Below are 23,242 nucleotides of genomic sequence, written 5' to 3'. Positions count from 1 at the left end.
AAAGGGCGAGTATATCGGACGCTTGCCTTCGCTTTCTAGATTGTTCGGGTAATTCGGTGATCGACTGGCCACGTCCGGTCTTCCGCATCCTGACCAGCAGAAATCCCGACTTACTGCGCACCTGACCTATTGAAACTACGAGATGGACGACCAAGTGCGCCTTGCGCGGCCACGGGTGATCGCGACGTTCGAACGCTGGCCGGTTCGGGGTGCAGGTGAAGCTCTAGCTAGTAGCGGCCGCCGACAGAACGGAGCCACCTTCGCCGATAAGAACACATATGCGCAGGATGGCGTTGCCCTCTGCGCCGACGGCCGTATCTGGCAGCGTCGCGCTCGATGTCTACTATTCGAAGTTTGTCCGGGGATGGGCGTTCGCCGCACAGGCTACTCATCGGACGGGGGTTGGAGCAGCCCGACGATGTAGCCGATGACGGAGACTTGGTGGTCTCCTGAGGCGAGCACGCTCCCCCACTTCGAGTGGAAGAACCAGGTTCCGGCGTTAGCCCTTACCCAGTAGACGTCCGTGCTAATGGGCATCGATGGGTGAAACGCCCGGAGGTATGGGCGCTGGTCGGCGTCGGTGCGGAGTTGGACGGGGTGCCGCACTTGGTGATGCCCGTCGCCAGTGCGCGGAGGCGTTCGGCCGGCTCATCGTCCGGTTTGGCGGTCACCGGCCGACCTCGAACCAGACTTCGTTGCGGCACTTCTCGCGTCGTAGGCCCCAGCGGAAGGCCAGCAGGTCCAGCATCTTGATTCCTCGGCCGCTTTCCGCCGATGGGCCTGGCGGGCAGAGGCAGGCGTCCGCTGGGAGCCGTCGTCGCGGATGGTGACGCGCGCCCAGTCATCAGCGTGCTCGGCGGTCAGCGCGAACCACCTTCCGGCAGCGCGGAGTCGGTATGCCGGATGGCGTTGGTGGCGGTCTCGCTCGCAAGAAGCACTGCGTCGTCGATGCAGGAATGGTGTCCCGAGGACCTCGGCGGTGATCAAGCGGGCGTTTCGTACCTGACGCAATGTGCTTCGCGAGGCCGCCGGCCTCACAGGCGAGGATGTCGGCGAGGAACTCGGCTGGTCGGTGTCGAAGTTGTCACGCACTGAGAAGGCGCGGGCCGCCGTACCTTGGAACGACGTCTCCGACCTGCTCAACATTTACGGCGTCAACGACGAGACGCGCACAGCTCTCATCCAGCTCTGCAAGGACCTCAAGCCACAGGCTTGGCGGCAGCCCTACAACGACGTCCTCGCCTCGTTCAAGAACCTGGCCAACTACATCGACCTGGAGTCCGCCGCCTCGTCCCTGCCTATCCACACGCCGCTCACCATCCTCGGTCTCCTGCAGACTGAGGACTATGCGCGGGCAATTGTGTCGGCGACATGGCCGCTCGAGCTCACTGACCTCGAAGTTCAGCGCCGAGTGGAGCTACGCATGCAACGACAGGAGGTCATCGGTCTCGATTCGCCGCTCCGGTTGTGGGCGATTCTGGATGAGGCGTCGATGCACCGCGAGGTCGGCGGCCCGGATGTGGTGCGGGGACAGTTGCAGCAGCTCAGTCGCGTCGCGCATCGGCCCGAGGTCACCATCCAGGTGATCCCGTTCAACGCCGGTGGGCATGTGTCATGGCCGGGGCGTTCAGCGTCCTCTCCTTTGACGACGATCCAGACGTGCTCTCCGTCGAGACGGTCACCGGCACGATCTCCTTGGACCGCAAGGCGGACATCAGCGCTGCAGGCGTCCGCTTTGACCATCTACGCCCGACGGCTCACACGGCAGTCGACTCGTGAAACTGATCCACGAGATAGCGCGGAAGTACGGCTAGCAGGAGAGGACGTTGACGGACTTGTCTATCTCTGCTCCGTGGCGCAAGAGCAGCCGTGTCGATCCGCTATGCGAGGGGAGCACAACGGCCTTCTTGACCACTTGACCGCGGTCATCGGGCTTTCGGATCGCAGGTCACCAGGACCGGGTGAGGAGGATGGATCTCCAAGTGACCGTGCGCGGCCGTGAAAACGGGCTCCGGAGGTCAGGAATCCGGAAGAGGACCGTGACTGAGATGGTCGGCGGTGTTCGGGCCCATGGAGCCAGATGACGAGTTTTCCTGCGGCTGCTCGGCGTGTGCGTGACGAGCAGGAGCCGCTGAGACGCCGGTTGTGGGCGTTGCGAGAGTGTGCCCTGCGGTTCGGGCCGTATGGCTTCCGCGCCACCTGGCATCACCTCATCGTCAGAAACGGGATACCCGAGCACCTGGGGGCCGACCCGCACTCGCTGGTCCGGGCCGTCGATGAGCTCGGTGAGGCACGTGACCTATGGCTGCCCCAGCTGATCGTGTACGAACGTCGACGTCGCGTCGAGAAGGCGATGCGGCGGGTGCCCGACCCTGCTGACCTGCCGCGGCTCGGGCTGTACTGCCCGGACCCGGAGGTGCACCCCGGTGAGCGGCTCTCGGTTGTGATCGGGCGGGTCATCGAGCGGTGGCGGACGGGAGCGGAGTTCTGTGCCGGGTGCGCGGGACCTCACGTACCTGTGGGGATATGTCCAACGTGCGGCGTGTGTGAGGATCCCCGCAGGCTGAAACGCGCCTATCTCCCGGCCGGGCATCGGCAGGACGCGGAAGAGCGGTGGAAGGCGATATGGCAGCGTCGGCTGCCGCCTCCTCGGCGGCCGCGGTAATGACCCACGAGTATCGGACGCGAGTGCCGCCGCGGCCCGAAACGAAGCCGACTGTGTAACTCCCGGCGCTATCGGGCAGGCCTGATAACCCCCTCGAAGAGTGCGCCTCGTCCACGTAACCCGCTGGATGCGTCGCGCCAACCGGGCGGGCGTTGCGGTGGGGCGAATCCGGTTTGCCTAGACTCTTGGGCGGTCGGCGAGAGCGAGGAGTGCACGTGCGTAAGGTGATGATCGCCAATCGTGGGGAGATCGCGGTCCGGATTGCGCGTGCCTGTAAGGACGCGGGGATTCTCAGCGTGGCCGTGTACTCCGAGCCGGATCTCGACGGGCTGCACGTCAAGGTGGCCGACGAGGCGTACGCGCTCGGTGGGCAGAGTGCGGCCGAGAGTTACCTCGACATTGACAAGCTCCTCAACGTCGCCAAAGAGAGCGGCGCCGACGCCGTCCACCCCGGGTACGGCTTTCTCGCCGAGAACGCCGACTTCGCCACGGCCGTGATCGACGCGGGGCTCATCTGGATCGGGCCGCCGCCCCGGGCCATCCAGGCGCTCGGGGACAAGGTCGAGGCCCGGCACATCGCGCAGAAGGTCGGGGCGCCCCTCGTCGCCGGCACCAAGGACCCGGTGCAGGACGCCGACGAGGTCGTCGCGTTCGCCCGGGAGCACGGCCTGCCGGTCGCGATCAAGGCGGCGTTCGGCGGTGGTGGGCGAGGGCTGAAGGTCGCGCGGACCATCGAGGAGATCCCCCATCTCTACGACTCCGCCGTACGGGAGGCCGTGGGCGCGTTCGGGCGTGGGGAGTGCTTCGTCGAGCGGTACCTCGACCGGCCGCGTCACGTCGAGACGCAGTGCCTCGCCGACAAGGAGGGCAACGTCGTCGTCGTTTCGACGCGTGACTGCTCCCTGCAGCGGCGTCACCAGAAACTGGTCGAGGAGGCCCCTGCGCCGTTCCTCAGCGACGAGCAGATCCAGACCCTGTACGACAGCTCCAAGGCCATCCTGAAAGAGGCCGGATACGTCGGCGCGGGCACCTGTGAGTTCCTCGTCGGCCAGGACGGCACGATTTCCTTCCTCGAGGTCAACACCCGCCTTCAGGTCGAGCACCCGGTGAGCGAAGAGGTGGCGGGCGTCGACCTCGTGCGCGAGCAGTTCCGGATCGCCGACGGGGAGACGATCGGGTACGGCGACCCCGTGCTGCGCGGGCATTCCTTCGAGTTCCGGATCAACGCCGAGGACGCCGGGCGCAACTTCCTTCCCGCGCCCGGCACCGTACGGACCTGGAGCCCGCCCAGCGGGCCCGGCGTGCGGCTCGACACCGGGTTCGAGCAGGGCATGACCGTCCCCCAGATGTACGACTCGATGATCGCCAAGCTGGTCGTCACCGGTGCCACCAGAAAGCAGGCCCTCCAGCGGGCCCGGCGGGCGCTGGACGAGTTCGAGATCGAGGGCATGCCGACCGTCATTCCGTTCCACCGGGTGGTCGTGGCGGACCCGGCGTTCACCGATGAGCCGTTCCGCGTGCACACCCGGTGGATCGAGACGGAGTTCGACAACCAGATCCCGCCGTACGAGGGTGCGGCCGAGGCGGCGGAGCCGGAAGAGCGCGAGAAGGTCACGGTCGAGGTCGGCGGCAAGCGCATCGAGGTCGTGCTGCCCGCCGGGCTCGGAGCGGCGACCGCCGCGACGGCCGGCAAGGGCCCGGCGAAGCGCCAGAGCAAGAAGAAGTCCAGCGCACAGCAGGCCGGGGGCGACGCCCTGGTCAGCCCGATGCAGGGCACGATCGTCAAGGTCGTCGCGCAGGACGGCGCGACCGTCGCGGCCGGCGACCCGATCGTGGTGCTCGAGGCGATGAAGATGGAGCAGCCGCTCACCGCGCACAAGGCCGGCACCGTGACCGGGCTCGGCGCCGAGGTCGGCCAGACGGTGTCCAGCGGCGCGGTGATCTGCGAGATCAAGGACGCCTGAGCCGACTCCGATGATCCCCCTCATCGTCGGAACGGCGCTCGCGGTAACGGCCCCGCCGGTCACGCGCGCCGACTACGTCGCGGAGCGACTCGCCCGCGACCCGGTGTTCATCACCGACCTGGCGCCCCGTGCCATCACGGCGCGGGACGCGGCGCGGATCCGTACGGCGATCAGGCGGATGCCGGTGCCCACGTACGCGGCGGTCGTCTCCGACGTGACCCCGGAGAACGATCCGCAGGGCGGCCCCGACCGCCTCATCGCACTGCTGCACGACAAGCTCGGCCGCAGCGGCGTGTACCTCGTCGTCCCTCCGAGCGGCATCGGCCTCACGGTCGAGCAGTTCGGTACGAATCTCCCGGTCACCGCGGCCGAGCGCGAGGTCACCATCTCCGAGCCGTACAACGCCGGCGTCGTGCGGGTCATCGAGCGGTTCGTCGACGACCTCCGGTCCGGGCAGGCGCAGCAGCGCTACGACAAGGCGTACGCCAAGGATCGGGCCGGTCACAAGGTCAAGCCGTACCCCGAGGCCGTCGACGAGACCGACCTGGCCCAGCAGGCGGGCGTGTACTCCGGCATGGGCGTCGCGCTGCTCGCCGCGCTGTGGATCCTCGTCGTGCGGCTGCGCGGCAGAGGGAAGAAGAACGGCAAGACGCGATGAGGCTGATCGCGGCGGCCGCGCTCGCCCTCGCCACCACGGGCGCCCCCGCCACCGGCGCCCCGGTCTCGACGGCGCGGATCGACCGGGTCGCGGCGGCGCTGCGACAGTCGCCGGTGTTCGTCGATCCCGACGTGTCCTCCCTGCTGAACGCGCGCGACCGTACGGCGCTGGGCCGGCAGATCGCCGGTGCGGGAGTGCCGATCTACCTGGCCGTCGTCCCGCTGGACTCCGACGACGAGTCGGCCGGCGACGCCGACTACTTCACCTACCTGCTGCACCGCCGGCTCGGCCGGAACGGCGTCTATGTGGTCTCCGACCAGCGCGGCTCGCTCGACTGGACCTCCTACCGGGTGCCGCGCGACGACACCCTGGAGTTCTCCCAGGTGACGAACGGCAAGCCGCTTCCGCAGCGGTTGCACGACGTCATCGACGCGTTCGCCCACGCGCCCGCCGCCAAGCCGTCCGACCCGCCGGTGCCGGACGCGCCCGACGCCGACTCGTCCGGCAAGAAGCCCACCAAGGTCGGACTTGCCGGGCAGTTCGTCAAGACGTTCTTCGCCGCGCTCGCCGTCAGCGGCGTGCTGCTCGCCCTCCTGTGGTGGATCGTCGCCGTGGTGCTCGCCGCCGTCCGCGGGGCGCGCGGCACCGCGACGAGGCTGCGTCCGCGGCGGCTGCGGCGCATGGCCTGGGCCGAGCTCGTACGGCTGGCGCGGGCGATCGGCGCGGCCGGTGAGGACGATCCCGGGTACCCGCGGGCGATGGCCGACTACGATGCCGCCAAGCTGCTGTGGGACGAGAAACAGGACCCGGGCAGCCGCTTCGCCGTGGTCGTGCTCGCACTCGACGGGCAGGACGCGCTGCGCGGCGGCACCGCGGACCCCGAACCGCGCTGCGTCGTCAACCCGCTGCACGGCACCGCCGCGCGCCGCGTACGGACGGCCCTCGGCGGCCTGTCCCGCCGGCGGCAGCCGATGTGCGAGGACTGCGCCAAGGCGAGCCGGCACCGGCCGCTGGCGCTCGTGGTCGACGGCCGCGAACGCCCGTACTACGAGGCTCCCGGAGTCTGGGAGAAGATCCGCGGGACGGACGAGAACCTGCCCGAACACGTACTGGAGTACCTCGGTGTCGAGTGACGGGGCCGCGATCGCCCGGGTGCTGCGCCGCACGCCGATCTACGTCGACCCGGCGTACGAGACCGCGCTGCCGAAGGCGCGCCGCGACCAGATCGTGCGGCGGATCCGGCGGTCGAAGACCCCCATCTTCGTGATCCTCGTGCCGATCGTCGCCGGCAGCACCTGGCAGAGCTCGACGCAGGTCACGACGGTCGTGCAGTCGTACCTGGGCCGCGACGGAGCCTACGTCACGCTCAACACCGACTTCGGCGACGTCTTCGACGTCGCCACGTGGGGCGGCACCGACGAGCAGAGGCAGGCGGCGAACGACGCGGGCTGGGCGGTCTCGTACGAGAAGCGCTACAAGACACTCGCGGCGCGGCTCGCCCGGTGCGTCGACCTGATCGCGACGGGCAAGGGCTCCGAGGCGTACGAGCAGGATCACGACGCGGCGTTCACCCCGCGCCCGTCCGCCGCGCCCCGGCCGCACGCGAAGGACGACGACGGCTTCCCGGTCGTCGTACCGGCCGCGGCGGGCGCCGTCGTGCTCGCGGTGGCCGGTCTGCTGTGGCTGCGCCGCCGCCGGGCCCGCGCCGCCGTGGAGGCGTTGCGTCTCCCCCACACCGTGTTCGGCACCGCGCGGGAGGCGGGCGAGGACGAGCTGCGCGCCCGCGCCGAGACGGAGCTGGTCGCGCTCGGCGAGTCCCTGGAGGGAGGCGAGCCGGCCCTCGACGCCTACACGGCCGCCGGCCGTGCCTTCGACCGGGCGCGGTCCACCGCCGACCTCGCGGGCGTGCTCGCCCTGGTCCAGAAGGGCAAAGGCGGCCCGCCGCTGTGTTACTTCGACCCCCGCCACGGCGAAGGTGTGATCACGGTGCGCTGGCGGGCGCCCGGCACGCGTCCGAGGCTCGAGGTGAGCGTGTGCGCGACGTGTGCCAAGGCGGTACGCGACCGGCGGGCGCCCGACGTCCTCCTCGACCGGGGCCGCCCGTACTACGAGGCCGCGACGCCCTGGGCCGAGACCGGGTACGGGCAGCTCGGCGACCTGGTCGGGAGGGTCCTTGGCGAGTGACCTGACGAAGATCGTCGCCTCGCTGCGGCGGTCTCCGGTGTACGTGGCGCCGTCGCTCACCTCCGCGGTGCCGGAGCCTCGGCGGCTGGTGGCGGCGGTGAAGGCCGCGCCGGTGCCGGTGTTCGCGGTGATCGTGCCGCTGGCGGCCGGCGGCGAGTTCCCGGACGCCGAGCATCTCGCCGACGCGGTGCACCGCCGACTCCGCCGCGACTGCGTCGTCCTGACCCTGGACGAAGGTTCGCCGAACGACATCAGCGCGCAGGAGTACGGCGTCGACCGCGACGCCATCCAGGCGGCCGGGGCGGTGAACCTGGACCCGGCCCTGGACAGCGCCTCGCTCACGGACCGGCTGATCCGGTGCGTCCAGCTGATCACTTCCGGGCGGGCGCACGCGGAGTACGAGAAGCAGTCCAACGCGCTTGACGAGCGGATTCGTGAGCCACGGCGGCAGGACGGGCGCTCCGGCGGGCACACCGCCGCGTACGCCGTCGGCGGCGGGTCGGTCGCCGTGGCCGCCGTCGCGGCCCTCGCGGTCTGGCGGTGGCGGCGCACGCGTGTGGTCCGGCGGCGGCCGCGGCCGGTGCTGACCGACGCCCGCTCGGCCGCCTCGCTGCGCGAACACGCCGAGGCGGAGCTGGTCAGGCTGGGTGAGGCGCTGGATGACGCCCAGGGCGACGCCGGCCGCCTGCGCGAGGCGCTCGACGCGTACAGCGCGGCCGGCAAGGCGCTCGACGCGGCCCGTACGGTGCCGGACCTGGCCGGAGTGCTGGTGTTGATCGACATGGGGCACGACGCGTCGGAGGCCGCCCGTGGCGGGCGGGGGCCGACGCCGCTGTGCTTCTTCAACCCGCTGCACGGCGACGGTCCGGTGTCGGTGCGGTGGCGTGCGGTCGGCGGCCGCGAGCGGATCACGGTGCGGGCCTGTGCCACCTGCGCGAAGGCCGTACGGGCCCGGGAGACCCCCGACGTGCTGCGGGACGGCGCGACTCCGTACTACGAGGTGGATCCCGCGCGTAGCGTGTGGGCCACAACCGGCTACGGTCAGTTCAGGGGAGACCTGGTGCAGCGTGTGCTGCGCGGTGAGCTCCGCCGCCGCTGATCCGGAACCGACTCGCCGGCTCGTCCGTCGTAGTAAAACAAAGGCAAAAACTGCTCACCTGAAGGCCTCATGAAGATACGCCGTCTGACGATCCCCGCCGTCCTGGCCGTGATCGTTGCCATGCTCTTCGGACTCGCGTCGCCTGCCGGCGCGGATCCGTTCAACAGCGTCGTGCAAGGGCTGAAGTCTCAGCGGTTCTACCTGTCCCAGGACGCCGGCGCGACGCTGTCCTCGGCCGACCGGCAGTCCGTGATCAGCGCGTTGAAGGACGACGACTCAACGATCCGGATCGCGGTCGTCAAGACCGAGCGCGTCAGCGCGAGCGGCCTCACCCAGCTCGACCGCGCCCTGGGCCGCAAGGGCACGCTGATCATGCTCGACGGCCGGGGCTCCAAGGTGATCGCCGGATCCCACGAGGGGCTGGGCAGCAGCAAGGTCAGCGACCTCGTCGCGCAGGCGCGCGGGCAGTCGTCCAGCCTCAAGGACCTGCTGCTCAACCTCAACCAGCAGTTCAACAAGGCGATCAAGGACAAGAACAGCTCCGGCGCCGCCGCGGCGTTCGTCCTGCTCGGCGTCCTCGTGCTCATCGTCCTCGGGGCGGTGTTCGCCATCGTGTTCGTCTCCCGCCGGCGCAAGCGGCGCAAGGAGCAGGAGATGGCCGAGCTCAAGGAGAGCGTGTACGAGGACGTCACGCGGCTCGGTGAGGACATCTCCGGGCTCAACCTCAACGTCATGGACCGTGACCTCGACCCGGCGGCCAGGGACGACTACCAGAAGGCGCTGAACTCCTACGACCAGGCCAAGGCCGCGGTCGACGCCGCCAAGCGGCCCGAGGACATGCGCAACGTCACCACGGCGCTGGAGGACGGCCGTTACTTCATGACCGCGGTACGCGCGCGGCTCGACGGACGGCCGGTGCCCGAGCGGCGGGCGCCCTGCTTCTTCAACCCGCAGCACGGCCCCTCGGTGCAGGACGTCTCCTGGGCGCCGCCGGGCGGCGCGCCGCGGTCGGTGCCCGCGTGCGCGGCCGACGCCCAGCGGGTGCTGTCCGGCCAGACGCCGGACGCGCGCATGGTGACCGTCGGCGGCTACCAGCGGCCCTACTGGGACGCCGGACCGATGTACGCGCCTTACGCCGGGGGCTACTACTCCGGCTTCGGCGGTGGTGACATGCTGAGTGGTCTGCTGATCGGCACGGCGCTCGGCTCGATCTTCAGCGGCGGCCTCGGCGGTGGCTGGGGAGGCGGCTGGGGCGGAGGTGGCTTCGACGGTGGCTTCGACTCCGGTGACGTCGGCGGCGGCGACAGCGGTTTCGACATCGGCGGCGGCGACTTCGGAGGCTTCGACGGTGGCGACTTCGGTGGCGGCGACTTCGGCGGAGGCGACTGGTAACGCACCCGCCGACGGGAGCCGGTCCTGAGCCGGCTGCCCGGTGACCCGGGCCCCCTGCGGCTTCTCCGGTACGCCGCGGGGTTCCGGCTGCCGGAGGAGAACCACGGCTGGGTCCGGCACGACCTGACCGACGCGGGGTGGCGCGGCCGCATGCTGGCCCGCCACCTCGCGCTCATGGTGCCGGTGTGCGTGCTGCTCGGCCTGCTGCCCGCCCCGTGGGGCATCCGCGTCGCGGTGGGCCTGCTGGCCCTGCTGAGCAGCACGTTCGTCGTCATGGTCAACTCGAACGACATCCGCCGTGCCCGGCTGCGCCAGCACGCCCTGCCGATCCCCGACGACTCCGAACCCGACGACCGTTCTCCGCGCTGACGCCTTGTCCACAGCCTGTGGACGAATCTAACGCTGGTCGGGCTCGATCAGTTTCTCCTCGCCGTCGGGAAAGCGGACGGTGTACCTGAGCTCCTCGCCGTATCCCTCGGCCCACGCCTCGTAGCCGAACTGGCGGAGGCAGACGACGGCGCCGTACTGCTCGCCCTCGTCCCCGTGTTCGAGGGCATCGAGAAGAGCCGGAGCGCTTTCCGGGCCGAGGGCACGGCAGGCGTCGAGCCATTGGTCGAACTCCGCGGACGGCGCCGGAGGCACCGGCCGCGATCGCAGGAAATCCCGGCCCGGAGATGGAGAAGGGCTCATGGTCGGACTCCGATCGCGTGTCTCCCCTGGACCTGGATGTCCGCGAAGTTGGCTCTCTCCAGATACGGTACCCAGGCCGTTCCGCCGACGTTCGACGCGCCCAACTGGACGGTCCCGCCGGGGCGCAGCACGCGGAAGGACTCGTCCGCCACGTTCTGCGGAAAGTCACCGTGCATGAAGGGCATCTTGTTGCCGACCACCCGATCGAACACCCCGTCGGCGAAGGGAATTCGCTCCATCGATCCGACGACGAGGAGTCCGGTGTCCCGTATCGACGCCTCGGAGCGAAGCGGCGCGATGAGCGTGTTCAGGTTGATCGCGCCGGCCACTTCGCCCTCTCCCCCGAGGTTCAGGACGAGAGGGTTGCCCTCCGTGCAGCTCATCAGGCCGAGAGGGTCGGCGGCGACGGTCGGATCGTGAACGTAGGCGTGCGGGTTCGGCTGCGGCGACAGGCCGAGCGGATCGGGGCTCTGGTATCGGCCGGTATCGGGGTCGTAATAGCGGTGGACGTTGTAAGCGAGACCCGTTTCGGGGTCGTGGTACTGACCGGGAAAACGTAGCGGGCAGTCGATGTCACCGGTGACGACCGGATCGGCCGTGCCCCACAATGTCGCCCGCCGCCGCCAGACGATCCTGCCGTCGGCGTCCGTGATCTCGGTGGGTGCACCGACCAGATCAGTGACGATGGCGTAGAACCGCTCGTCGACCTCCTCCTGCGTCAGCCGGCGTTCGGTCTGCGCCAATGGCCGGGTGCCGTCGTGCACCCAGGTCGTCGCCCGCCCACCGGCGTGGGCCTCGGCGATGACGGTGCCGTCCCAGACGAAGTCGACCCGCTCGATGATCTCTCCGCGGTCGTTCTGCCGGAGTTTGGCGACACGGCGGCCGAACGGGTCATAGCGGTAGCACCACCGCGCGCCGTCCGGGGTGACGACCTCGGTGAGCCGGTCATCGCCGTCCCACGTGTAACGCCATTCGCGGACCTTGCCGGAGAGCGTACGGCGCCGGCGTCGCGTGACCCGGCCCCGCGCGTCGTGCTCGTAGTGGATGTCGCCGGCTCGGCGGATCAGAGTCCCGGCGTACTCCCGGCCGCCCAGCGGGCCGATGTCGCCGCCGGGCGGTACCGGCCAGACGGCGTTGGTGATGTTTCCGGCCCGGTCATACGCGTAGCGTTCGGTCCAGCCGGGCGTCGACGGGTCGTGGACTCCGGTGACGCGCCCGGCCGGATCCACGTCGAACTCGCGCGTCCCGTTCAGCAGGTCGGTGACCGCCGTGAGATGACCGTCGGCCCGGTACCGGTACGAGCGACGCTGCGACACCCCGGCCGCGGCGTCACCCGGTCCGGCGAGAGAGACGGCCGTCATCGCCTGCTCGATCAACCGGTGATCGCCGTCGAACGCCTGCGCCAGCAGCGTGCCGCCGACGCGGCGCTCGATCTCGCGTCCCATGAGATCGCGTCCGAACACGACCGACCGGCCGGCGGTCGTCATCGTCGCCGGGCGGCCGGCGGCGTCGTAGGCCCAGAGCGCGTCGGCGCCCGACGGCGTCATGCGTCTCACGCGGCGGCCGGCCCGGTCGAACACCGACGTGACGGTGCGGCCGTCGCAGGTCTCCACCACCACCCGTCCGGCCGGGTCTCGGTCGAGGCGCACGTCGGCGTCGGCGTTGGTGGCGCTCACCAGCCGGCCGGCCGGATCGTAGGAGAAGGTCGCGACGGTCTCCCAGGAGACGGCGGGCCCGCCGAGGACGTGCCGGCGCTTTTCGACGACATTGCCGAGCAGATCGCGAACGAAACGCGTGGAGTGGGCCGTCCCGTCCGTCCGCTCGACCAGTTGACCGGCCGGATCGCGCCGATAGACGATCTCCCAGCCGTTGAAGTCGCTTTCTCCGACGAGATCTCCGGTCGCGTCATAGCGGTAGCGCCAGCCAAGTCCCTGAGGGTCGGTCACCGACGTCAGCCGCAACTCCGTGTCGTATTCGAATCGCAGCCGCGCCCCGTCCGGGCCGACCTGCGCGATCGGCACGTCGAAGGGACCGTATTCGAGGCTCGTGGCCCGGCCCTCCGCATCGACGTAGGCGATCAGGTTGCCTTCGCCGTCGTAGCGCCACTGTTCGACGCTGCCGCCCGGCGACACTCGCGAGACCGGCTTTCCCTCGATGTTCCAGGCGTATCGGGTCTCGCCGCCGACCGGATCGATCAACGACACCACCCGTCCGAACGCGTCGCGCCGCAGGGACGTGACGGCGCCGAGCGGGTCGATGATCTCGGCGGGCAGTCCGGCCGCGTCGCAGGTGATCCGGGTCACGTTCCGCAGAGGATCCGTTATGGACGTCAGTCCGCCGCGCGCGTCACGCCCGTATCGGCTCTCCGCACCCGTGGGATCGACCGCGGCGATCACGTTTCCCGCCGTGTCATAACGGAACCGCCATCGGTCACCGCCGGCCCCCGTGATCTCCAGGGGCCGGCTCCGCGCGTCATAGCTCGCGCTGATCCGGCTTCCGTCCGCCCGGATCAGCGTGGTCAGGTTCCCCGCGTCGTCGTAGCCGAACCGCGTGGTCCGGCCGAGCGGGTCGGTGCGGGAGAGCAGCCGATCGTGACGGTCCCAGGTGTAGAGCGTCTCCGCGCCCAGCGGATTCGTCTCGCTGACGATCTGGCCCCGTTCGTCGCACCGGTAGAGCGTGGTGTGACCGAGCGAGTCGGTCACCGACGTGGTGCGGTCCGTCTCCCCGTAGCGGAGCGTCACCGCGAGGAACCCGTCCGGCGCATGGCCCCGGACGGCGCGCCCGCTCTCGTCGTACGTGTAGTGGTAACGATGGCCGTTGCGGTCGGCCCATCCCGTCAACCGGGCGTCTTCGTCGTAGGAGAAGCGGAGCGGAAGACCGGAGGAGTTCACGACCTCGGCGAGATCGCCGGCTTCGTCGTATCCGTAGCGGACGAGCGTGATCCCGTCGCCGACGGGGCCGCCACGACCCGTGACGAGCCGCAACGCCCGCGCCCGGCCCTCGTGAACGTCCACCGCGATCCGGTATCCGCAGGAGTGCGCCAGCGCCGTGGGGGTCCCGGAACCGTCGCGTTCGAACTCGATCCGGTTCCCATTGCGATCCGATATCGCGGAGATGGGCAGTGCGCCGACGCCGACGCCATCGCCCGTCGCGGCGAAGTGCCATGTCCGCCCGGTTTTCGGATCGCTGATCGTGTACGTGCCGTCGTGGGCGAGCCGCAACGGCCAGCGCGGCCCGGCATCCGGTACGACCGGCGCGCCGGACCTCTCAGGCCGGGCATAGGTGACGATCGTTCCGTCCTCGGCCGCGAACCACGCCCTCGTCGGCCCGATCTCCAGACGCTGGTCCAGAGTGGATGCCCACGAGCGTCCGAACCACCCCCCGGCCCGGTAGGACGACAGATGCGTTCGCTCGACCGTCAACGGCAGAATTCCGGCGAGTTCGACATCGGACTGGCGGAGCACCACCTCACCCGAGGCGACGTCGATCGGATCCTTGGTGAGGACCCGACGGTCCACAGATCGTGACGGCAGCCCGCCGACCGCGTCCGCCAATGACCGAGGGCCGGCTTCGGCGGACCATCTTCCGGTCAGGTCCACGGAGTCACGCACCGCGACCTGAGGAACCTGAAAGTGCTTCGTGGCGGCCCGGAAAAGCCCTACAGCCGCCTTTTCCCCTGCCTCTCCCACAACTCCCACGGACCGACCATAGGCGACCGTCCGGAACCGCGCGGAGCTTAGTAGGCCGACTCCTGCATCAGGCGGCGGGACGCCTCGGTGATGCTGCCGGAGACCGACGGGTACACCGCGAAGGTGTGGGCGACCTGGTCGACCGTCAGGTGCTGCTGGACGGCCATGGACAGGCCCAGGATCAGTTCGCTCGCGCGTGGGGCGACGATCACGCCGCCCAGGACGATGCTCGTCGCCGGACGGCAGAACAGCTTCACGAAGCCGTCGAGGAAGCCCTGCATCTTCGCCCGCGGGTTGGTCGACAGCGGCAGCTTCACGATGCGCGCCGGGACCTCGCCCGAGTCGATCTGGGCCTGTGTGACGCCGACCGCGGCGACCTCCGGGTCGGTGAAGATGTTCGCCGCCACCCAGCCGAGCTTCAGCGGCTGCACCGCCTCGCCGAGGGCGTGCCACATGGCGATCCGGCCCTGCATCGCGGCGACCGAGGCGAGCATCAGGACGCCGGTGCAGTCGCCCGCGGCGTACACGTGGGCCGCCGACGTGCGGGAGACCTTGTCGACCTGGACGAAACCGCGATCGTCGAGGCGTACGCCGGCCTCCTCCAGGCCCAGGCCCTTGGTGTTGGGCACCATGCCGACCGTCATGAGGCAGTGCGAGCCCTCGACCTTGCGGCCGTCGGTGAGCGTCACCTCGACGCCGTCGCCGGTGCGGCGGACGCCCGCCGCCCGCGAACGGGCCAGCAGCTCCATGCCGCGGCGCTGGAAGACGTCCTCGAGCACGCGGGCGGCGTCCTCGTCCTCGTTGGGCAGCACGTGGTCACGCGAGGACACGAGCGTCACACGCGACCCGAGAGCGAGGTACGCGCCGGCGAACTCGGCGCCGGTCACACCGGAGCCGACCACGATCAGATGCTCGGGGAGCTCGGGCAGCTCGTACAGCTGGCGCCAGTTGAGGATGCGCTCGCCGTCGGGCTCGGACCCGGGCAGCACGCGCGGGGTCGCACCGGTGGCGATGAGGACGACGTCGGCCTGGATCCGCTCGTCGCCGACGGCGACGATCTGCGGGTCGACGAGGCGGGCGTCGCCATGGACGATCCGGACGCCCTCGGCGGAGACCCGGTCCTCGATGTCGGCGGACTGCGCCCAGGCGAGCTCGCGGACGCGCTTGTTGACGAGGGGAAGATCGACCTCCAGGCCGCCCACGACGCCGTCGGCGCCGCCGGAGAACCGGACGCCCAGCGAGGCGGACTCCGAGAGGGTCGCCATGCGGGTGGATGTCGCGATGAGTGTCTTGGAGGGCACACAGTCGGTCAGCACGCAAGCACCGCCGGGGCCGTCGCGTTCGACGACGGTCACATCGGCGCCGAGCTGCGCGGCGACGAGCGCGGCCTCGTAGCCGCCCGGACCCCCTCCGATGATGGCTATGCGTGTACTCACATGCTTCATTCTCCCGCACTCCGGGAGTTAACGTGCCGCCACGGTCGCCCAGGCCGTACGCTGGGCGATCGTGGCCTTGTATGCGGCGTACGCCTCCAACATGGATCCCGACCAGATGGCGGAGCGGGCTCCGCACTCGCCCATGCGCACCACGGGCTGGTTGCAGGACTGGCGGCTGACCTTCGGAGGAGAGAACGTCGGCTTCGAAGGCGCCCTGGCCACCGTGGCCGAGGCCTCCGGCGAGCACGTCTTCGTGGTGCTGTACGACGTGCCGGAGTTCGACGAGCAGGCGCTGGACGGGTGGGAGGGCGCCGCGCTCGGCGTCTACCGCAAGATCCGCGTACGGATCGCCACCCTCGACGGCGACGTGCTCGCGTGGCTCTACGTCCTCGACGCCTACGAGGGCGGCCTGCCCTCAGCCCGCTACCTCGGCATTCTCGCCGACGCGGCGGAGAAGGCCGGAGCGCCGGACGACTACGTCAAGGATCTGCGCACCCGGCCCTGCAAGTCCCTCGGCGACTGATCAGAATCCGGCCAGACCTGGGTAATCTTGGCGGCTGTGAGCAACGACGCCTACGATCTCGCCCGCTGGGCGGCCGACGGGCTGCGCCGGCACGTCTCCGCCGACTCATTCGACGTCGCCCTGGTCATGGGCTCGGGCTGGGTGCCCGCCGCCGACGCGCTGGGCGCGCCCGCGGCCGAGGTGAACATGACCGAGCTGCCCGGATTCGCGCCCCCGGCGGTGCCGGGCCACTACGGGCGGATCCGCCTCGTCGAGATCGGTGACAAGACCGCTCTCGTGTTCCTCGGCCGCACGCATCTGTACGAGGGCCACGGGCCCGCGGCGGTCGCCCACGGGGTCCGTACGGCCCTCGCGGCGGGCGTGAAGACGGTCGTGCTGACCAACGCCGCGGGGGGCACCCGGCCCGAACGGCAGAAGGTCGGCGACCCGGTGCTCATCTCCGACCACCTCAACCTCACCGGCCACAACCCCATCGCCGGCCCGAACTTCATCGACCTCACGGACGCCTACTCGCCCGCCCTGCGGACCCTGGCCAAGGAGATCGACCCCAGCCTGTACGAGGGCGTGTACGCGGCGCTGCCCGGCCCCTCGTACGAGACCCCGGCCGAGATCCGGATGCTGCGGACGCTCGGCGCGGACCTGGTCGGCATGTCCACCGTCCCGGAGACGATCGCGGCGCGGGAGGGCGGGGCCTCGGTCCTGGGCATCTCGCTCGTGACCAACATCGCCGCCGGGCTGGCCGGCAAGCCGCTGGACCACGCGGAGGTCCTGGCCGCCGGCCGGGCGTCCGCGGCGCGCATGGGCGAACTGCTCGGGAAGCTCATCCGGGGCCTTTGAGGAGACGCACATGAGCGAGCACGGCGGCGACAGGGCGCGGGCCGAGGCGTGGCTGGGGCAGGATCCCGACCCGGAGACGCGGGCGGAGCTGCGGGCCCTGCTCGACGACCCGGCGGCGCTGGCCGACCGGTTCGGGGCGAAGCTGGAGTTCGGCACGGCGGGGCTCCGCGGCGAACTGGGCGCCGGCCCGAACCGCATGAACCGCGTGACGGTCATGCGCGCCGCGGCGGGCCTGGCCTCGGTGCTGACCTCGCGCGACGACCTCCGGGAGTCCTCCGGCGGCGTCTCGGTGGTGATCGGGTACGACGCGCGGCACAAGTCCGACGTGTTCGCCGAGGACTCTGCGGCCGTGCTGACGGGTGCGGGCGTCACGGTGCACCTCATGCCCCGGCCGCTGCCGACGCCGGTCCTCGCGTACGCCGTGCGCCACCTGGGCTGCGCCGCCGGGATCATGGTCACGGCCAGCCACAACCCGCCCCGGGACAACGGCTACAAGGTCTACTGGGAGGACGGCGCGCAGATCATCCCGCCGCTCGACCGGGAGATCTCCACCGCGATCGACGCGGTCGGCCGGGTCGACGAGCTGCCGCGGGGCACCGACTGGCGCGTGCTGGACGAGACGGTCGTGGAGGCGTACCTGCGGTCGCTGGCCCGGCTGCCGCTCGGGACGGCGCGCGACCTGACGGCCGCGTACACGCCCCTGCACGGCGTGGGCGGCGCGGTGCTGGCCCAGGCGTTCGCCTGGTGCGGCTTCCCGGAGCCGGACGTCGTCGCCGAGCAGGCCGCCCCCGATCCGGACTTTCCGACCGTGGCCTTCCCGAACCCGGAGGAGCCCGGAGCCATGGACCTGGCGCTCGCCCTCGGCAAGGGCCGCGACCTGGTGATCGCCAACGACCCGGACGCCGACCGGTGCGCGGTCGCGGCCGGCGGGCGGATGCTGACCGGTGACGAGGTCGGCGGTCTGCTCGCGGAGTACGTCCTGCGGCACACCGATGGGGCCGACCGGCTCGTGGCCACGACGATCGTGTCCTCGTCCCTCCTGCGCGCGATCGCGGCGGAGCACGGCGTGCGGCACGCCGAGACGCTGACCGGCTTCAAATGGATCATGAAGGCCGGCACCGACCGCGACCGGCTCGTCTACGGCTACGAAGAGGCGCTGGGCTACTCGGTGGGCGGCGACGACGGCGTGCCCGTACGCGACAAGGACGGCATCGGCACGGCCCTCATGGTGGCCGCGATGGCCGCCTCGGCCAAGGAGTCGGGCCGTACGCTGCTGGACCTGCTGGACGACCAGGCGCGGCGGTACGGCCTGCACGCGACGGCGCAGCTGTCCGTCCGGGTGGAGGACCTGTCGGTCATCGCGGACGCGATGGCGCGGCTGCGAGAGTCGCCGCCGGGCGAGCTCGCGGGCCGTACGGTGACCGAGGTCGACGACCTGGCGGAGGGCCTCGACGGCCTGCCGCCGGCGGACGTGGTACGCCTGCGCCTGTCCGACGGCGGCCGCGTGATCGTCCGGCCGTCCGGCACCGAACCGAAGCTCAAGTGCTACCTGGAGGTCGTCGTCCCGGTGACGTCCTCGCCGGAGGAGGCCCGTACGCGGGCCGCCGGGGACCTCACCGCCCTCCGCGAGGCCATGGCGGACGCCCTGGGCCTCTAGGCGTCTCGACCGCGTCTCGGCCTCATCGGCGCAGGCCAGCGGCTGATACCGACGGCTAGGGGAGCGTCGACTTTGGTCGCTACCCGCCGCCCGCCGGCCCCGCTTACCGTAGGGAACCATGAGCGGCACCGAGGCCCCCCGGCCGGACTACCCTTGGCTGCTTCCCGCGTTGCTCGCCAACGGCGAGGAGGACCGCGTGCGCCGGTCCGCCCGCGACTGGGTGATCGACGTCCTCTGCTTCCTGCTGGCGTCCGGCTTCGGCGCCTGCATGGTGTACGTCACCGGACATGGCGTCCACCCCGCCCCTCATCCGCCGCGGATGCCCGACGTCATCCTCGGCGCCGCCTCGTGCCTGCTGCTCTGGTGGCGCCGGCGCTGGCCGGTGCCGATCGCGCTCGCCCTCGCCGTCTTCGGAGCCCTCTCGGTGACCTCCATCGGCGCTGCGGCCATCCTCGTGTTCACCGTCGCCGTTCACCGGCGGTTCCGTACGGTCGCGCTGGTCGCCGCCGCGCACATCGCCAGCGGCGGGGTCTACGCGGTGCTCTATCCCGATCCGAACGAGTCGTACTGGGTCGGCCTGCTGTGGACGGTCATCGTCATCGGCGCCGTCGTCGCGTGGGGCATGTTCGTCCGTGCGCGGCGGCAGCTCGTCCTCTCGCTGCGCGACCGCGCGGTGCGGGCCGAGTCCGAGCAGCAGCTCCGCGTCGAGCAGGCCCGCCACCAGGAGCGCGCCCGCATCGCACGGGAGATGCACGACGTGCTCGCCCATCGGATCTCACTGCTCAGCGTGCACGCGGGCGCGCTGGAGTTCCGCCCCGACGCGCCTTCGGAGGAGATCGCGCAGGCGGCCGGGGTGATCCGGGCCAGCGCGCACCAGGCGCTCCAGGACCTGCGGGAGGTGATCGGTGTCCTCCGCGACGACGCGAGCGACGGCGCGCCCGAGCGCCCGCAGCCCAGCCTCACCGACCTGCCCGCGCTGATCGACGAGTCCCGCCGGGCCGGCATGGCGGTCCGCTGGGAGAACCGCATCCGCGACGTGACGAAGGTGCCGGCCAACATCGGCCGCAGCGCGTACCGCACGGTCCAGGAGGGACTGACCAACGCCCGCAAGCACGCGCCCGGGGCGGCCGTCCAGGTGATGGTGGACGGGGCGGCCGGCACGGGCCTGACGGTCGAGGTGCGCAACCCGATGGTGAAGGCCGCCCCGGAGATCCCCGGCGCGGGCGCGGGCCTCATCGGCCTGACCGAACGCGCGACGCTGGCCGGCGGCCGCCTCGAACACGGCCGTACGCGCCAGGGCGACTTCCGGGTGCACGCCTGGCTCCCCTGGCCCGCCGCCTGATTGACGTGCTCCCCGGTTCATAACCCGAGACGAACTGCGCCCATCAGCGGATGATCTGCGTGGACAGCTGCGAAATGGCTCAGGCCGAGGAACGAAGGGACCTACACGCAAGGTCGTAAATCACTGTCCAGGACACGGCCGTTGCTCAGGATAGGGCGAAAGAGGCTGATCTGCCGGGCGGACGGCTAGTCTGTGCGGCGTGACCATCCGCGTACTGATCGTTGACGATGACGCCCTGGTCCGTACGGGGCTGTCGATGATGCTCGCCGGGGCCGAGGATCTGCGGATCGTCGGTGAGGCCGACGACGGCGACAAGGTCGGCGCGCTCGTGGCCGAACAGGCGCCCGACGTGGTGCTCATGGACATCCGGATGCCGAGGATGGACGGGCTGGCCGCCACCGAGCAGGTACGGCGCCGCGACGGCGCGCCGGAGATCATCATCTTGACGACGTTCGACGCGGACGAGCACGTCGTACGGGCCCTGCGGGCGGGGGCCGGCGGGTTCCTGCTCAAGGACACGCCGCCGGCCGACATCATCAACGCCATCCGCAAGGTCGCGGCCGGCGAGCCGATCCTGTCTCCGAGCGTCACGCGACGGCTGATCGCCCAGGTCACCGAGGTGCGGCGCAGCCCCGCGCTGGCGTTGCTCGACCAGCTCAGCGAACGCGAGCGCGAGGTCGTGGTCGCCATCGGGCAGGGCAAGTCGAACGCGCAGATCGGCAAGGACCTGTACATGAGCGTCGCGACCGTCAAGGCGCACGTCTCGCGGCTGCTCACCAAACTGGATCTGAACAACAGAGTTCAGGTCGCTCTGCTCGCGCATGACGCCGGACTCGTCTGAGGATCCGGTATTCTTACGGAGTCACGCGGACGTGGCTCAGTTGGTAGAGCATCACCTTGCCAAGGTGAGGGTCGCGGGTTCGAATCCCGTCGTCCGCTCCAGTTTTCTTCGGGCCGTCGGCTAGACGGACGCGATGATGATGGTCACCACGGTCAGGGCCGCCGGTACGACCAACGCCATGATCGCGGGCCACGCCCACGTCGACGTCACCGTACCCGGGGTGCCCTCGTCCTTCTTGCGCTCGGCGGCGAGCTCGCGGAGCTGCTCGACCGTGAAGTCGGTCGCCGTACGGCCGCGCATGTACTCGGCGACGGCCTCGGGCAGCTTCTTGTCCTCGCGCCGGGCCTTCAGCTCGGTCCTGGCGCGTGCGCGGGGCGAGGTCTGCAGCACGAAGGCGCGGTGCCGCTCCTCGCCGACGTACGCGTAGACCGCGTCGCCGCCCTCGAAGCGGTCGATCGCGTCCCATGGCAGGCGGACGTCGCGCAGCAGGTTGTGGAAGCGGACCGCCTCGTCGTCGGCGACGACGCGCGGGCGCAGCGCGACGGTGTAGGCGATGCCGCAGCCCAGCAGCATGACCGCGGCGGCCACCACCGACGCCATGTCGCGGCCCCGCCAGGCGAGGTCGGCGAGGTTGAGGACCGCGAACACGATCCAGGCCCAGCCGCAGAACCGGATGCCGCCGGAGAGGAACGTACGGGCGCCGGGCGCCGCCTTGGGGAACACCGTGGCGCTCATGCGTGCGAACGCCACTTCAGCTGCGCGAAGCCGGGTTTGATGACTCCGTTGATGAGCTCCAGCCTCTCGTCGAAGCCGATGAAGGCGGACTTCATGGCGTTGACCGTGAACCACTGCAGGTCGTCCCAGCCGTAGTCGAACGCCTCGACCAGCTTGGCGAACTCCTCCGACAGCGTGGTGCCGCTCATCAGCCGGTTGTCGGTGTTGACCGTCACGCGGAAGTAGAGACGCCGCAGCGGCCCGATGGGGTGGGCGGCGATCGACTTGGCGGCTCCGGTCTGGACGTTGGAGCTGGGACACATCTCCAGCGGGATGCGCTTGTCGCGCACGTACGCGGCGAGCCGGCCGAGCTGTGGCCGCTCGCCGTCGCGGTCGGTGATGTCGTCGATGATGCGGACGCCGTGGCCGAGCCGGTCGGCGCCACACCACTGGATGGCCTGCCAGATGGACGGGAGCCCGAACGCCTCGCCCGCGTGGATGGTGAAGTGGGCGTTCTCGCGCTGGAGGTACTCGAAGGCGTCGAGGTGCCGGGTCGGCGGATACCCCGCCTCCGCGCCGGCGATGTCGAAGCCGACCACCCCGGCGTCGCGGTAGCGGACCGCCAGCTCGGCGATCTCCATGCTGCGCGCCTGGTGACGCATCGCGGTCAGCAGCGTGCCGACGCGGATGCCGAAGTCGCGGCCGCCGTCGGCGAAGCCCTTGAGCACGGCCTCGACGACCTGCTCCAGCGACAGCCCGTTGCGGGTGTGCTGCTCGGGGGCGTAGCGGACCTCGGCGTACACGACGCCGTCGCTCGCCAGGTCCTCGGCGCACTCGTACGCGACCCGGGTCAGCGCCTCCGCGGTCTGCATGACGCCGACCGTGTGTTCGAAGGTCTCCAGGTAGCGCTCCAGCGAGCCGGAGTCGGACGCCTCGGCGAACCAGGTGCGCAGGTTGTCCGGGTCGGCGGCGGGCAGCCCGTCATAGCCCGTCTCGCGGGCGAGATCGGCGATGGTCGCCGGGCGCAGCCCCCCGTCAAGGTGATCGTGCAGCAACACCTTGGGGGCCCGCCGGATGTCATCGAGCGAAGGCCGGTTGGTCACGTGTCGCACATTACCCGCAGCCAGGCCGGATGGGCGCCGATCATCCTCTTGCCTGTGGACGGTCGATGCCGCCGCCGTCGCGTGTCCCCGACGCCCTGGTTCCGGCCGGAACCGCCGAGGCATCCGTCCACAGGCCTGTGTACCGCCTGTTGATTACCGCGGCATCCTGTGGAAAAGTCGGCGATCGCCGCTCTGAGCTGGCCGAACAGCGGCACCTCGACTTGTCGGCCGCCCGCCGGAGCGGAGAGTTATCCACAACTTGTGGAACGCCTTGTCCCCTGCCGCCCCCAACGGAAGGATGGAAATGGGGGGCCGCCAGGGCATCACCGTCGATGGCGGTCCGGCAGCGGCCGTCCGACGGACTCGCCCGGGGGTCACGTGCTGATCCGGCGCCATGGCGGCGGGTCGTGCGCCGCACGCAGGGCACCACCACGGCGGATCACGCGCC

General features: G+C 70.7%; 18 protein-coding genes and 1 tRNA gene. 14 read left to right on the top strand and 5 right to left on the bottom strand.

Annotated elements, in window-relative coordinates:
- Positions 1–1,012 precede the first annotated feature (1,012 nt).
- The 8 genes from QSK37_RS25140 (at position 1,013) to QSK37_RS25105 (ending at position 10,331) form a co-directional block, all read left to right on the top strand.
- Positions 1,013–2,002: a helix-turn-helix domain-containing protein gene (locus QSK37_RS25140; RefSeq protein ID WP_285625477.1), complete on the top strand. Its 990-nt coding sequence runs from the start codon at positions 1,013–1,015 to the stop codon at positions 2,000–2,002.
- 878 nt (positions 2,003–2,880) lie between these two features.
- Positions 2,881–4,629, top strand: a complete 1,749-nt coding sequence (locus tag QSK37_RS25135; protein ID WP_285625475.1) for an acetyl/propionyl/methylcrotonyl-CoA carboxylase subunit alpha — start codon at positions 2,881–2,883, stop codon at positions 4,627–4,629.
- Positions 4,630–4,639: 10 nt separating this feature from the next.
- The gene (locus QSK37_RS25130) at positions 4,640–5,287 is read left to right on the top strand and encodes a hypothetical protein (protein WP_285625474.1); all 648 of its coding nucleotides are present in this window, start codon (positions 4,640–4,642) and stop codon (positions 5,285–5,287) included.
- Positions 5,284–6,420: a hypothetical protein gene (locus QSK37_RS25125; protein ID WP_285625472.1), complete on the top strand. Its 1,137-nt coding sequence runs from the start codon at positions 5,284–5,286 to the stop codon at positions 6,418–6,420. Before QSK37_RS25130 ends, QSK37_RS25125 begins: the two co-directional genes overlap by 4 nt.
- Entirely contained in the window at positions 6,410–7,471 is a 1,062-nt protein-coding gene (locus QSK37_RS25120; RefSeq protein ID WP_285625470.1) for a hypothetical protein, read from the top strand. The genes QSK37_RS25125 and QSK37_RS25120 overlap by 11 nt, the downstream gene beginning before the upstream one ends.
- Entirely contained in the window at positions 7,461–8,570 is a 1,110-nt protein-coding gene (locus tag QSK37_RS25115; RefSeq protein ID WP_285625468.1) for a hypothetical protein, read from the top strand. The genes QSK37_RS25120 and QSK37_RS25115 overlap by 11 nt, the downstream gene beginning before the upstream one ends.
- 69 nt (positions 8,571–8,639) lie before the next feature.
- Positions 8,640–9,962, top strand: a complete 1,323-nt coding sequence (locus tag QSK37_RS25110; protein ID WP_285625465.1) for a hypothetical protein — start codon at positions 8,640–8,642, stop codon at positions 9,960–9,962.
- 24 nt (positions 9,963–9,986) lie between these two features.
- Positions 9,987–10,331, top strand: a complete 345-nt coding sequence (locus QSK37_RS25105; protein WP_349497991.1) for a DUF5313 family protein — start codon at positions 9,987–9,989, stop codon at positions 10,329–10,331.
- A 27-nt stretch (positions 10,332–10,358) separates the two neighbouring features.
- On the opposite strand, the gene QSK37_RS25100 is transcribed toward QSK37_RS25105, so the two are convergent.
- The 3 genes from QSK37_RS25100 to QSK37_RS25090 form a co-directional block, all read right to left on the bottom strand.
- Positions 10,359–10,604, bottom strand: a complete 246-nt coding sequence (locus tag QSK37_RS25100; protein WP_285625463.1) for a hypothetical protein — start codon at positions 10,602–10,604, stop codon at positions 10,359–10,361.
- 44 nt (positions 10,605–10,648) lie between these two features.
- Positions 10,649–14,170 (bottom strand): DUF6531 domain-containing protein, encoded by a 3,522-nt coding sequence (locus QSK37_RS25095; RefSeq protein ID WP_285625460.1) that lies wholly within the window; start codon positions 14,168–14,170, stop codon positions 10,649–10,651.
- A gap of 218 nt (positions 14,171–14,388) precedes the next feature.
- Positions 14,389–15,777, bottom strand: coding sequence for an NAD(P)H-quinone dehydrogenase (locus QSK37_RS25090; RefSeq protein WP_285625458.1), 1,389 nt, complete (start codon positions 15,775–15,777; stop codon positions 14,389–14,391).
- Positions 15,778–15,847: 70 nt separating this feature from the next.
- Here QSK37_RS25090 and QSK37_RS25085 point away from each other — a divergent pair, with 70 nt between their 5' ends.
- From QSK37_RS25085 to QSK37_RS25060, 6 genes are all read left to right on the top strand, one after another.
- Positions 15,848–16,300 carry a gamma-glutamylcyclotransferase family protein gene (locus tag QSK37_RS25085; RefSeq protein WP_285625457.1) on the top strand — a complete coding sequence of 151 codons (453 nt, stop codon included), beginning with the start codon at positions 15,848–15,850 and terminating at the stop codon, positions 16,298–16,300.
- Between the two features lie 36 nt (positions 16,301–16,336).
- The gene (locus tag QSK37_RS25080) at positions 16,337–17,137 is read left to right on the top strand and encodes a purine-nucleoside phosphorylase (protein ID WP_285625455.1); all 801 of its coding nucleotides are present in this window, start codon (positions 16,337–16,339) and stop codon (positions 17,135–17,137) included.
- Between the two features lie 10 nt (positions 17,138–17,147).
- Complete coding sequence (locus QSK37_RS25075; RefSeq protein ID WP_285625452.1) at positions 17,148–18,794, top strand: phospho-sugar mutase; 1,647 nt, start codon at positions 17,148–17,150, stop codon at positions 18,792–18,794.
- Between the two features lie 118 nt (positions 18,795–18,912).
- Positions 18,913–20,136 (top strand): histidine kinase, encoded by a 1,224-nt coding sequence (locus tag QSK37_RS25070; RefSeq protein ID WP_285625451.1) that lies wholly within the window; start codon positions 18,913–18,915, stop codon positions 20,134–20,136.
- A 199-nt stretch (positions 20,137–20,335) separates the two neighbouring features.
- Positions 20,336–20,977: a response regulator gene (locus QSK37_RS25065; RefSeq protein ID WP_285625449.1), complete on the top strand. Its 642-nt coding sequence runs from the start codon at positions 20,336–20,338 to the stop codon at positions 20,975–20,977.
- 25 nt (positions 20,978–21,002) lie between these two features.
- A tRNA-Gly gene (locus tag QSK37_RS25060) sits at positions 21,003–21,078 on the top strand.
- A 19-nt stretch (positions 21,079–21,097) separates the two neighbouring features.
- Here the strand turns inward: QSK37_RS25060 and QSK37_RS25055 are convergent.
- On the bottom strand, positions 21,098–21,712 hold the full coding sequence (locus QSK37_RS25055; RefSeq protein WP_285625447.1) for a PH domain-containing protein: 615 nt from the start codon (positions 21,710–21,712) through the stop codon (positions 21,098–21,100).
- Positions 21,709–22,794 (bottom strand): adenosine deaminase, encoded by a 1,086-nt coding sequence (locus QSK37_RS25050; RefSeq protein ID WP_285579418.1) that lies wholly within the window; start codon positions 22,792–22,794, stop codon positions 21,709–21,711. The genes QSK37_RS25055 and QSK37_RS25050 overlap by 4 nt, the downstream gene beginning before the upstream one ends.
- Positions 22,795–23,242: the final 448 nt, after the last annotated feature.

The organism is Actinoallomurus iriomotensis, assembly GCF_030269445.1.
In the GTDB taxonomy this organism is placed as follows: Bacteria; Actinomycetota; Actinomycetes; order Streptosporangiales; family Streptosporangiaceae; genus Actinoallomurus; species Actinoallomurus iriomotensis.
Note: the sequence above shows the minus strand (reverse complement) of the source record. Positions and strands in the feature narration are given on the sequence as shown.

Excerpts from the sequence above, each read along its gene's own strand:
- QSK37_RS25110 (WP_285625465.1), top strand. The coding sequence starts at position 8,640 with ATGAAGATACGCCGTCTGACGATCCCCGCCGTCCTGGCCGTGATCGTT.
- QSK37_RS25055 (WP_285625447.1), bottom strand. The coding sequence starts at position 21,712 with ATGAGCGCCACGGTGTTCCCCAAGGCGGCGCCCGGCGCCCGTACGTTC.
- QSK37_RS25130 (WP_285625474.1), top strand. The coding sequence starts at position 4,640 with ATGATCCCCCTCATCGTCGGAACGGCGCTCGCGGTAACGGCCCCGCCG.
- QSK37_RS25075 (WP_285625452.1), top strand. The coding sequence starts at position 17,148 with ATGAGCGAGCACGGCGGCGACAGGGCGCGGGCCGAGGCGTGGCTGGGG.
- QSK37_RS25070 (WP_285625451.1), top strand. The coding sequence starts at position 18,913 with ATGAGCGGCACCGAGGCCCCCCGGCCGGACTACCCTTGGCTGCTTCCC.
- QSK37_RS25125 (WP_285625472.1), top strand. The coding sequence starts at position 5,284 with ATGAGGCTGATCGCGGCGGCCGCGCTCGCCCTCGCCACCACGGGCGCC.